Annotated in this window: 7 protein-coding genes; 5 read left to right on the plus strand and 2 right to left on the minus strand. The window is 69.5% G+C overall.

The features are described from left to right. The 3 genes from VFF46_RS24305 to VFF46_RS24315 all read left to right on the plus strand — a co-directional run. On the plus strand, positions 1-550 hold a 550-nt coding region (locus tag VFF46_RS24305; protein WP_325039509.1), incomplete at its 5' end, for a hypothetical protein. A gap of 169 nt (positions 551-719) precedes the next feature. Continuing rightward, positions 720-2291, plus strand: a complete 1572-nt coding sequence (locus tag VFF46_RS24310; protein WP_325039510.1) for a GGDEF domain-containing protein — start codon at positions 720-722, stop codon at positions 2289-2291. Next, a complete protein-coding gene (locus VFF46_RS24315) occupies positions 2288-3868 on the plus strand; it encodes a GGDEF domain-containing protein (protein ID WP_325039511.1) in 1581 nt (526 codons plus the stop codon). The genes VFF46_RS24310 and VFF46_RS24315 overlap by 4 nt, the downstream gene beginning before the upstream one ends. On the opposite strand, the gene VFF46_RS24320 is transcribed toward VFF46_RS24315, so the two are convergent. Next, positions 3862-5304 carry a DUF7059 domain-containing protein gene (locus VFF46_RS24320; RefSeq protein ID WP_325039512.1) on the minus strand — a complete coding sequence of 481 codons (1443 nt, stop codon included), beginning with the start codon at positions 5302-5304 and terminating at the stop codon, positions 3862-3864. The two genes, VFF46_RS24315 and VFF46_RS24320, sit on opposite strands and share 7 nt — an antisense overlap. 141 nt (positions 5305-5445) lie before the next feature. Continuing rightward, entirely contained in the window at positions 5446-8625 is a 3180-nt protein-coding gene (locus VFF46_RS24325) for a TIM-barrel domain-containing protein (RefSeq protein ID WP_325039513.1), read from the minus strand. A 158-nt stretch (positions 8626-8783) separates the two neighbouring features. On the opposite strand from VFF46_RS24325, the gene VFF46_RS24330 reads away from it, so the two are divergent. After that, positions 8784-10163: a hypothetical protein gene (locus VFF46_RS24330; RefSeq protein WP_325039514.1), complete on the plus strand. Its 1380-nt coding sequence runs from the start codon at positions 8784-8786 to the stop codon at positions 10161-10163. A gap of 277 nt (positions 10164-10440) precedes the next feature. Then, positions 10441-12386: type I DNA topoisomerase (gene topA, locus VFF46_RS24335; RefSeq protein ID WP_325039515.1), on the plus strand; the 1946-nt coding region annotated here is incomplete at its 3' end.

The raw sequence follows: 12386 nt of genomic DNA on the forward strand, positions 1-12386 counted from the left end.
TCCGCTGCACGTGGTCGCGATCGACGGCGGTACGGCGTACCTCGCGGCCTCGGACGGTCTCCGCCGGCTGGATGTGGCCACCGGCCACAACAAGCTGATCAAGCCCGGCGCGAAGACGAGCTTCCTCCGGGCCGCGAGCGGCGGGCAACTGGTCTGGGAACACCCGGCGGCGAGCGCCGGCAACGATCTCGCGGTCGACAAGGACGTGAACGCGAAGTCGCCGCGGACGTTCCTCGGCTGGGATGCGTCCCTGTCTCCGTCCGGACGCTACCTATTGACCGACAAGGCCGACGAGGTCCGCATGTTCGACATCGGCTCCGGCAAGCAGCTGCCGTTGAAGTTCACCGGGTACAGCCTGATCGCGCCGACCCAGTGGTCCAGCGAGGATGCGTTCTTCGCGGTCGGTTACCGCGCGGCGGAGAACGACCCAGTAGACCTCCTCAGCTGCTCGGCAACGTCGTTGAGCTGCACGGTGGCGGTGCCGAAGTTCGCGCCGTCGAGCAGTCTGCCGCCGGCCTTCCAGCTCCCGCTGGGCATCCCGATTCGCTGACCCCGCCGGCCCTCCGAGACCGTCGAGTGTCGCAACCCGCAGTACGGTGGTTGTGGCACTAAGTGGCCGTTGGCGGGTTCGGGCCGTGACAGGACGTCGAGAGCGTGGTCACAATGGGCGGTCCGGCCCGAGAGGCGGGTGTCGGATCAGGGAAGGGCCGTCGGCGGGTATGGGCAATGGCGAGATGGCGGTGGGCGATCCGCTGACCGCCCGGATCGCCGCCGCGATGACCGCCGCCCAGTCGGGTGGGCAGGCCACTGCGGCGGCCGAGATCGAGGCGATCCGGACCGAGCTCGGCGGGGTACCCAGCTACACGCTGGCCGCCGCGGAGTACGTCCGTGGGGTGACCGCGCACCACGCCAGCGACGCCGACGAGGCGCTGCGGGCGGTGGACGCGCTGATCGCGGTGGCGCGCGCGATCGACGAGCCGGGCTGGGAGGCGAACGCGCTGCCGATCCGGATCATCAACCTGGCCCGCAGCGGCCGCGGCGGCGACACCGTGAACGACCTGGTCGCGGCCGAGGCGGCGCTGAACCGGACGAAGGACGCCGGCCTGATCGCCTGGGCGCACACCGGGCTCGGGTACGCGTACGACGTACTGCGGCTGTTCGAGCTGTGCATCCCGCACTACGAGCTCGCGACCCAGCTGGACGACGACGTGTTCGAGCTGGCCGAGTCGCTGGCGATCGACCGGCTGAACCTCGCGGAGACCTACCTGCGCTGGGCGCACGAACTCGAGCGGCTCGGCGATCCCTTGCACACAAGGGAGATCGAGGAGCGGTTGGCGTCCGCGGCGTACTGGGCGCGCGAGGCCGAGCGGGTGATCGTCGACGACGAGAGCCAGGAGTTCTGGAAACTCAGCGCCCGGTTGTGGCTGGCCGCGGCCGCCACCGCGCAGGACCCGGCGCAGGCGGTCGCCGAGCTGACCGGGCTCCGCGACGAGATCAGCAAACTGGGGGAGACCGAGCGGCTGGCGATCGCCGGCGCCTACCTGGCCAGGGCCTTGCGCGCGAACGGCCAGGTCGAGCAGGCGAAAGCGGTCGCGGACCGGGCCGCCGCGGACCTGATTCCGTTGGCCGACCCAGCGACTCACATCCTGGTCCTGCAGACGCGTTCGGAGATCGACGCGCTCGACGGTACGCCGGGATCCCTTGCGGGGCTGGCGTACGCGCGTTCGGTCGCGCGCGGCTGGTGGAAGGAGCGGCAGCGGGCGCTGAACGCCGTACGGCACGCGCTGGCCGCGCACGATCTGCCGGCCCGGCACGATGCGGAGTGGCACGCGGCGCGGCAGGATCCGCTGACCGGGGTGGGAAATCGGCGGGCCCTCGACGAGCGGCTGACCGCGGCCCGGGACTCCGGCCGCGCGGTCACCCTGCTGGCCATCGACGTCGACGACCTGAAGGTCGTGAACGACACGTTCGGGCACGCCTGCGGCGACGAATTGCTGCAGGTTGTTGCAAATCTGCTGGTAGAACAAGCGCGGGCCACCGATGCCGTGGTTCGATCGGGTGGAGACGAGTTCTTCGTGGTGCTCGATCAGCCGGACGCCAAGGGCGGCGCGCAGCTGGCCGAGCGGATCCGGGTCGCGATCGCGGCGATCGCGGCGACGACGGAGAAGCCGTGGTTGCGCCGGCTCGGGCTGAGCCTCGGGTACGCCGCGACCGCCGAAGGGCTCGGTGTGGAGCAGTTGATCCCGCGCGCGGACCAACGGCTGTACGAGGACAAACACCGGAACACGTGAGATCGGGGGGTGTGGTGCGGGAGACGTCGGGGGTGACGGCGCGGATCGCGGCGGCGATGACCCGGGCCCAGTCGGGCAACGCGGTCGACGCGATGGCCGAGATCAACGACCTGCTCGCCGAACTCGACCCGGCGCCGAGCCACGAGCGCGCGGCCGGGGAGTACGTCCGGGCCGTCGCCGCGCACCACGCCACCGACTCGGTCGAGGCCCTGGACGCGGTCGACGGCTGTATCCGGGTGGCTCGGGCGATCGACGAACCCGGCTGGGAGGCGAACGCGATCGCGCTCCGGATCGTCACGCTGATCCGGACCGGCGAGGGTGGTGACTCGGTCGCCGACCTGGTCGCCGCCGAGAACGCGCTGTCCCGGACGCGGGACCTCGGGCTGGCGAGCTGGGGCCACACCGGCCTCGGGTACGCCTACGACCTGCTCCGGCTGTACGAGCTGTGCATCCCGCACTTCGAGCTGGCCGCCGAGGGCGACCACGACCCGCTCGGCCTGCCCGAGTCGCCGGCCATCAACCGGCTGAACCTGGCCGAGTCGAACCTGCGCTGGGCGCACGAGCTCGAGCGGCTCGGCGACACGTCGTACGACGACGAGATCCAGGAACGCCGGCGCGCCGCGCACCGGTGGGCCGGCGAGGCGGTCGAGGCGATCCTCGCGGCCGATCTGCTCGGGTACTGGCCGATGGCCGGGCGGATGTGGCTGGCGGCGAGCAACGACGACGCGGACGCGGCCGAGGCGGCGGTGATCCTCAAGGACTGCCGGGACCAGCTGGCGAAGCTCGGCGACCTGGAGCTGGCGGCGATCGCGGGCACCTACCTGGCGAAGGCGTACCTGACGCTCGGCCGGACCGGTGACGCGCTGGACGCCGCGGACCGGGCGGAGAGCGATCTGCCGGTGATGTCGGACCCGCCCGTGGAGGCCCTGGTCCGGCACACCGTGGTCGAGGTGATCGCGGCCTCCGGCGATGTCGGCGCGACGACCGGCCTGCAGTACGCGCGGGCGATCAGCCGCGGCTGGTGGGCGGAGCGGTTACGCGGGCTGTACGCCGTCCGCAGCGCGCTCGCGAACCACGAGCTGTCGATCCGGCACGACGCCGAATGGCGGGCCGCCCGTGAGGATCCGCTGACCGGTGTCGGGAATCGCCGCGCGCTCGACGAGCGGATGTCGGTCGCGCAGGACTCCGGCCGCTCGATCGCGGTGGTCGCGATCGACGTCGACAACCTCAAGGTGATCAACGACAGCTTCGGGCACGCCAGCGGCGACGCGGTACTGCGGCGCGTCGGCGCCCTGCTCTCCGAACAGTGCCGGGCGGAGGACGTGGTGGCGCGCGCGGGCGGCGACGAGTTCGTCGTCGTCCTGGACAACCCGGACGAGCGCGGCGCGCCGGAGCTGGTCGAGCGGATCAAGAGCGCGGCGGACCGGGAGGCGGCCGCGGCCGAGGCGCCGTGGTTCGGTCTGCTCCGGCTGAGCGTTGGTCAGGCCAGCAGTACGGACGGTACGGCGGTGGCGGACCTGCTGACCGAGGCCGATCGGCGGATGTACCTCGAGAAGCGCCGCCGGCATACTCAGTAGTCCAGGAACCCTTCCACCACAAGGTTTCTGACCTGCGGGAGGTAGTCGGACAGTACGTCGACCACCGGGCGGTCTGTGAGGTCGGCGAGCGCCGCGAGGATCTGCCCGGTGCTCAGGTCGCCGTCGCAGGCGCCGACGAAACCGGCGAGCACCGTGTCGACCTGCTCCGCGCGGCGCATCCCGCGCTGCCTCCGGAGCACGATCGTCGCGGGATCCTCGGCGCCGGGTCGCCCGGTGGTCTCCTGGATCACGTCGTCGGCGACGCGCAGGTGCAGGCCGGTGAGGTCTTTCGGCAGCCCCTCCCGGCGCTCGAACCGGTGCAGCACGTGCGGGCCGATCGGACGCTCGATCTCGTACGGCCAGGCCTCCGCGTCGAGGGTGCCGGGCACGTTGTGCAGGGTGATCCACCCCATCCCGATCGCCTCGACGTCGTGCTGGTCGAGGTAGCGCATCCATTCGTCGTACCTGCTGGTGTACTCCGGAGAGCCGTGCAGGCCGGCGTCGCGCAGCCAGAGCTCGACGTACTCCGAGGTGTCGAGCTGCTCCCGCTGCACGGCCCAGGCTGCACGATCCGTCGTCCAAGTGGCGACGCGGTCCTGCCAGTCCTCACCGCGCACACAGGTCCAGTTGGCGAGCAGCTGACACCACCCGCCGTCGGTCAGATGCTCCGGCGCCCGCCTGACCAGCTGCTCGACGACACCGTCACCGACGAACCCGGTCTCCCGATACGTCAGCTCACCCCCGGGCGGCGAGATCACGTACGGCGGGTTGCTGACGATCAGCTCGAACCGCTCGCCCTTGACCGGCTCGTACAAACTCCCGTCGCGTACGTCGAGGTCGACGTGGTTGAGCGCCGCCGTCGCCCGCGCGAGCCGCAACGCCCGCGGGTTCACGTCGGTCGCCGTGAGGTGCTTGACCCGGTCGGCGAGGAGCAGTGACTGGATGCCGCACCCGGTGCCGATGTCGAGCGACCGCTCCGCCGCGATCGGCACCGTCAGCTGGATCAGACTGAGACTGGCCGAGGAGATGCCGAGCACGTAGTCCGGCCGCATCGGCTCCCGCACGCCGTCCAGCCCGGGCGTCAGATCGGCGATCACCCACCACTCCCGCTCGCCGTCCGCGAACGGCCGCAGGTCCAGGAGCGCTTTCACCTCGCCGCCACTGCGCTCAACGATGCCCAGGGCAACCAGATCGACGCCCGGAAACGCCTTGTCCACCAGCGTTTCGGGCACCGGTCGCTGCAGCAGAAAGAGCCGGACCATCGTATCGAGCGCGTCGCCGGACGACGTACGCCGTACCGCGGGAGCAGTTTCGTTCCGCGCCAGCGCGGCGTTCGCCTGCGCGCCGAGTCGCTCGGCGACGCCGTCCACGGTGTACCCGGCCCCGGCGAACGCTGCCCGCAGCCCGTCCACCGCACTCCCCGTCAGCTCATGCATGCTCGCCATCCTCCCACTCTCCCGGCAGCCCGTGGAATCTGATCGGCTCGCCCACGAGATGCAGGGTTTGCGCCCGGTATCTCGTGGGCGAACCCTGCACCTCGTGGGTCTACCGACCTGAGGCATCCAGGCCCGGGAGGGCTACGGCTGGTTGGTGACGGTGGCGGCGAAGAAGCCGAGGCCGCCACCTGGGAGTTTGATTGCCTTGACGGTCTTTCCGGGGTCCAGGGGGACTGCGGTGTAGAAGACCCGGTAGTCCGTCGTGGTGTTGCTCAGACCGGCTGCCGTGTAGCGGCCTTTGACCGAGACCGCGAGTTTGGCGCCGCCGGTGGTTGGGTCCTGGCAGCACCAGTTCGGTAGCTGGAAGGTGCCTGCGGAGGTTGAGCCGTCGGTGTAGACGATCGTCACCGTGCCGCGGGCGTTGAGGCTCGCGCCGGCGCCCAGCAGTGCCAGGTGCGAACCTGTGCCGGAGACGAGGATCGGTGCGGACTGGTTCTTGACCAGGTTCGGTGTGCCGGGCGCGCCGGTCGGCCAGGTGAAGGTTGCGCCCTGGGTCGAGACCGTGGCGCCCGGGGCGTAGCCGGCGGCGGCCAGTGCCTCGCCGTTGAAGCTGTTGCCGGAGCCGTCGAAGTTGCCTTGTTTATAGGTCGTTGCGTCGCTGATGCCGACCGTGTTCGCGGCTTGGGACAACGATGCGTACGGCAACTGTGCGGTGGCACTGGCGGTGTTGGCGTAATTCTTGCTTTGGGCAACGTACGACGCCTGCAGCGTCAGCGTGAAGCTTGCGGGTTTCACGTCCGCGCCTGGTGTGATCTGGAGTTTGGTGGTCACGGTCTGGCCCGGTGGGACGGTGGAGAAGGTGTTCGGGCCGGTCACGGTCCAGCCGGACGGCAGTTGTACGTCGAGCCGCACATCGCGGACCGTCGTACCGGTGCCGTTGCGGAAGGATGCGGTGACTTCGGTGGGTTGGCCCGGGGCGTTCCACAGCGACGGTGTGGTCAGGGCCGGGGTGCCGAAGGTGTTGGTGACGTCCGGACCGCCGACCGCTGAGGTCCCGTTGAGCTGTACGACGGCGTTGCGGGTGGTGGGGATCGATCCGGTGGGGACGCGGATCACTCCATTCGAATAGGACCAGGTGACGGGCTTGCCGTCGACAAGGACGTTGTGTGGGGCGGCGCCTGTGTGCAGCATGAGTTCGTACGGGCGGGTCGTCGGCTTGCCGTCGTACGTGCCGATGCTGGCGCCGATGTTCACCGTGATGTCGCCCCGGCCCTCGGCGGGGGCGTCGACCGTGAAGGTCTGCGTGGCGGACTTGGTGGAGCGGGTCACCCGGTCGTCCTCGTACATCGAGAACGAGGACTTGCCGGACGGGTAGATGTCGACGCTGACCGGATCGCCGGGCCGCTGTTCGACGGCGTTGTTGATGCCGGGCTTCCACATCGGCACCACCGCACCCGCCTTCACGAACAGCGGCAGCGTGTCGAGCGCCGCGTGGTACCCGTTGACCGTCGTCGGACCCTGGTACACCCGGCCGGTCCAGTAGTCGATCCAGCGTCCGGCGGGCAGGTAGATCCCGTTCTTCACCTCGGCGGCGTCGTACATCGGCGCGACCAGGAACTCCTTGCCGGCCAGGAACTCGTACTTGGTCGTGTCGTCCCAGGTCCGCGGGTCGTCCGGGTACTCCAGCACCAGCGACCGGTCCAGCGGCGCGCCGGTCCGGTGGGCCTCCGCGGCGTACGTATAGAAGTACGGCAGCAGCCGCTCGCGGAGCTTCAGGTACTTCCGGTTGATCGAGGTGTACGGCTCGCCGTACGCCCAGGGCTGCTTGTACGCCGGGGTCGACCAGCCGGACATGCTCATCAGCGCCGGGTTGAACACCTTCCACTGCAGATCACGCACGTACGACGTCGCGCTGCCGCCGAAGATGCCGTCCACGTCGCCCGCGCTGTAGGCGATCCCGGAGTTGCCGGAGCCGGTGATCGCCGGGATCTGCCACTTGATCGCGTCCAGCGAACCGCTGTGGTCGCCGGTCCACTGCACGGCGCACCGCTGCGCACCGGCCCAGCCCTCGACCATCCACGCGAACCCGCGGGCGTTGCTGTACTGCTCGATGCCGTCGTGCGCCGTGTCGCAGGCGCTCAGCGCGTACCGGTACCCCGGGCCGACCCAGGCGACGTCCAGCTTGCGGATGCGTACTCCGGCGTCGCCGACCTCGGCCGGCTGCCGGTCCAGGTTCGACTGCGTCCACAGGCCCATCTGGATGTTGCGGGCACGCAACTCGTCGCCGGTCTGCTTGAGGGCCGGGATGTCGCGCTTGCCCCACCAGGTGCCGTCGACCAGTTCGGAGTCGGTGTTCGCGGAGTACCCGCAGCCGTAGTCGTCGTTCACGAGCATCCAGCCGCCGGGCATGTCCTGGTCCTTGAAGCGTTGTGCGACCTTGACGGCATCGAGCGTGGTGACCTTGTCCGGGTTGACCTTCCAGTCGTTGCTCGGGTCCGGATCGGTGCCGTAGTGGCCGCGGTTGTAGCAGTCCGAGTCGCCGTACTCGAGCCCGTAAATCGGCGGCATGAACGGCCGGCCGGTCAGCTCGGTGTAGCGGTCGAGGGAGGTCTTGAGATCGCCGACGAAGTAGTACGCGTCGAAGCGCTTCTCGTCGTGGGTGGTCGCGACAGGGTTGGTGAAGGAGTAACTGCCGGGGCTGAACGTGTTGCGGAGTACGCCGTACCCCGCGGTGCTCATGTAGTACGGCGAGGCGTTCGGGTTGCCGCCGTCCTCCCAGTTGAAGTCCTTGGAGATCGTGATCGTCTTGTCGCGGTGCGAGAACCGGCCGTTCTGCATGCCGCCGCCGAAGAACTGCTCACTCGGGCCGCGGTCGAGGGTCTGCGTGGTGGAGGTGTCGGTCCAGGACAGCGGCGCGGCCTCGGACCAGACGAGCTGCCCGTTCGCGCGGTAGAGCGAGAACTTCAACGGCTGCTTCTGGGCGCGTACTTCGATCTTGCCGGTGCTGAGCGAGTAGTACGAGCCGCGGTCGTGCCAGGTCGTCCGCGGGGTTCCGTAGTCGGTCTTGGTGACGATCGTCGAGCCGTCGCCGGTGCTCGCCGGGTCGGTGAAGTTTCCGTCGGGGGCCATCCAGAGGCGGAACACGTCGTCCTTCAGGAACACGACGCGGACCTTCGCGGGGCCGGCGGTGAGGGTGTACGTCGCCTGATCGGCGGAGAACGCGGTGACGTCACCGAGCGTGGTGCCGGCGGCCCGGGCGGGACCGGCGGTGTACACGAGTGCGCCGGCCAGTAGGGCCAGCGCGACTACTGAACGTTTCATGCGGACAAAGATGCTCATGACTGCCTCACTTCACGCATCAATGAACAATGATGATGCACAGTGAAGCGCACCGATCGCGGATTGTCATCAGGTCGGCTTCATCAAGTTGAGATGGTGTCGCCATCACGGGGTGAAACGAGAAGTTGACGATGAGTCACATGACCAACCCACGTCCCACCGGCACCAGCAGCCACAACCTCACCAGGCGCTCCCTGCTGCTGGCCGGCCTGGCGGCCGGCGGGGCGTTGGCAGGAGCGGGATCGGCGCAGGCCTCGCCCTTCGATCCGGGCTGGTCGGGCGGCGTCGACCCGGGTGGGGCGGAGGAGGTTGCGGGCTTCAGACAGCTGCGGGCGGCGGGGGACCCGAACTTTCATCCGGTGCGGTTCGCACTGCCTGCTCCTACTGGGCGGAAGGCGTTGGGGACTACCGCGGTGCACCTGGTTGATCGGGCGCGGGTGGACCCGAGTATGCCGAGTGGGCAGCGGGAGTTGATGGTCAGTTTCTGGTATCCGGCCGGGATGGGGGCCACCGCGCCGTTCGCGAAGTACATGCCGGCGCGGACCGCGGTCGAGATCGACGCGGTGTGGACCGGGGAGGACGGGCTGGCCCTGCCGGCCGGGTCGTTCGACTTCGGGAACACCGTGACGCACGCGCGCGCCGACGTACCGATGCAACCGCTGCGGCACCCCGTCATCCTGTTCTCACCCGGGTACCAGACCAGCCGGTTCGTGAACACCGCGCAGGTGGAGGACCTCGCCAGCCGCGGGTACGTCGTGGTGACGATCGACCACTCCCACGAGACGCCGGTGGAGTTCCCGGGCGGACGGTTCCTGCCCGGTACGGCGCAGGACCCGCCGCGGCCATCAGACATCCGTGAGGCCGTCGACACCCGGACCGCCGACGCGCGGTTCGTCCTGGACCAGCTGGAGCGGATCGCCGACGGCGAGAACCCCGACGCGGACGGCAAGCAGTTGCCGGACGGGTTCGCGGACGGACTCGACGTACGCAAGATCGGCATGTTCGGGTTCGCGCTCGGCGGTTATGCGACCGGGAACGCGATGCTCGCCGACGAGCGGATCCTGGCCGGCGCCGACCTGGACGGCACGCTCCAGGACGACCGGCTGAAAGGCCCGCTGGGCGACGTCGCCGAGCACGGGCTGGACCGCCCGTTCCTGCTGTTCGGCTCCGCCGAGACGCAGCGCACCGAGCCGGGCAAGGACTACTACGACAAATCCTGGGCGGCGTTCTGGGCGGCGCAGCGCGGCGGCCGGCTGAACCTGACGCTGACTCGGTCGAAGCAGAAGGCGTTCACCGACTACCAGTTCATCTTCTCCCAGCTGTTCCATGCGATCTACGGCGAGGACCCGATCGTCACCTCGGTGATCAAGGCGCTCGTCGGCAGCGCGAAACCGGCCCGCAGCGTGCTCGCGCAGCGCGAATACCTGGCCGCGTACTTCGACCTGACGCTGCGCCGGCGGCCCGCGCTGCTGCTCCGCGGCGACTCCCCGAAATTCCCCGAGGTCCGGTTCGTCCGCTGAGACGCGTACTCTCGTAGGCGTCGTCAGGGGCAGACTGTGGCGTGGTCGCGACGCGCGGTGACGGGTGGGGTGTTCGCCACTTTCTGAAACCCTGGGAGGCGCACCGGGGGTGAGACCGGTTACGGTGCGTTGAGAAATGCGTTGCCGTCGGCCGTACCCTGTCCCTCGGGCGCGTAGTCGGCAGACGAGAGTAGGGAGCGCAGTGGCAGGGGCAGCAGGCACGAAGACACCCGCGGGGACCCGTTTGGTGATCGTCGAGTCGCCGAAGAAGGCGCGGATGATCGCCGGTTTCCTCGGGTCCGGGTACGTGGTGGAGTCCAGCTTCGGCCACATCCGGGACCTGCCGAGCGGGGCGGACGAGATCCCCGCCAAGTACAAGGGCCTGCCCTGGGCGCGGCTCGGCGTGAACGTCGACGAGCACTTCGACCCGCTGTACGTCGTACCGGCCGACAAGAAGGCGCAGATCCGCAAGCTGAAGGACCTGCTCAAGGGCGCCGACGAGCTCTTCCTGGCCACCGACGAGGACCGCGAGGGCGAGGCGATCGCCTGGCACCTGCTCGAGGAGCTGAAGCCGAAGGTCCCGGTCAAGCGGATGGTCTTCCACGAGATCACCCCGAAGGCGATCCAGGAAGCGGTCGGCAACGCCCGGGACATCGACGAGGACCTGGTCGACGCCCAGGAGGCGCGCCGGATCCTGGACCGGTTGTACGGGTACGAGGTCTCCCCGGTGCTCTGGAAGAAGGTCATGCCGCGGCTGTCGGCGGGCCGGGTGCAGTCGGTCGCGATCCGGATGGTGGTCGACCGCGAGCGTGAGCGGATCGCGTTCCGCAGCGCGTCGTACTGGGACCTGGACGCCACGCTGGACGCCGGCGAGAACCGGAACCCGCGGCAGTTCGGTACCCGCCTGGTCTCGGTGGACAGCATGCGGGTGGCGCAGGGCCGCGACTTCAGTTCGATCGGTGAGCTCAAGGGCGCGAACACCGTCCACCTGAACGAGCAGACCGCGACCGCGCTCGCCGCCGCGCTGCGGGAGTCGCAGTTCACGGTCCGCTCGATCGAGTCCAAGCCGTACACCCGCAAGCCGTACGCGCCGTTCCGGACCACCACGCTGCAGCAGGAGGCCGGCCGCAAGCTCGGCATGTCCGCGTCGCAGACCATGCAGGTCGCCCAGCGGCTCTACGAGAACGGCAACATCACCTATATGCGTACCGACAGCGTCACGCTGTCGGAGACCGCGATCACCGCCGCCCGGGCGCAGGTCCGGGAGCTGTACGGCGCGTCGTACCTGCCGGACAAGCCGCGTGTCTACACCTCCAAGGTGAAGAACGCGCAGGAGGCGCACGAGGCGATCCGGCCGGCCGGCGAGACGTTCCAGACGCCGGCGCAGACCGGGCTGAGCGGTGCCGAGTTCCGGCTGTACGAGCTGATCTGGATGCGGACCATCGCGTCCCAGATGAAGGACGCGGTCGGGAACAGCGTCTCGATCAAGATCGACGCGACCGCCTCGACCGGGGAGAAGTGCGAGTTCACCTCGTCCGGCCGGGTGATCACGTTCCACGGGTTCCTCAAGGCGTACGTCGAGGGCGCGGACGACCCGTCCGCGGGGACCGACGACCAGGAGACCCGGCTGCCGGACGTGGCCGAGGGCGACGTACTGCCGGCGACCGAGGTGGTCGCGTCCGGGCACGAGACGAAGCCGCCGGCGCGATACACCGAGGCCACGCTGATCCGCGAGCTGGAAGAGCGCGAGATCGGGCGGCCGTCGACGTACGCCTCGATCATCGGCACGATCCAGGCCCGCAAGTACATCTACAAGAAGGGCCAGGCGCTGGTCCCGGCCTGGCTGGCCTTCGCGGTCGTGCGGCTGCTCGAGGAGCACTTCACCCGGCTGGTGGACTACGCGTTCACCGCGACGATGGAGGACGTGCTCGACGAGGTCGCCGCCGGCGAGCTGCAGCGCGAGGGCGTGCTGGAGCGGTTCTACTTCGGCGACGACCAGCTCGAGGGCCTGAAGTCGATGGTCACCGACCTGGGCGACATCGACGCCCGGGAGATGTCGACGTTCCCGGTCGGCGGGGACGACAGCGGGATCGTCGTCCGGGTCGGGCGGTACGGGCCGTACGTCGAGGACAAGGACGAGCGGCGCGCGAACGTACCGGAGGACCTGCCGCCGGACGAGCTCACCGTCGACAAGGCGCGCGAGCTGCTGGAGCAGCCGTCGGG

The sequence above is a fragment of the Kribbella sp. genome, assembly GCF_035655035.1.
Classification (GTDB): domain Bacteria; phylum Actinomycetota; class Actinomycetes; order Propionibacteriales; family Kribbellaceae; genus Kribbella.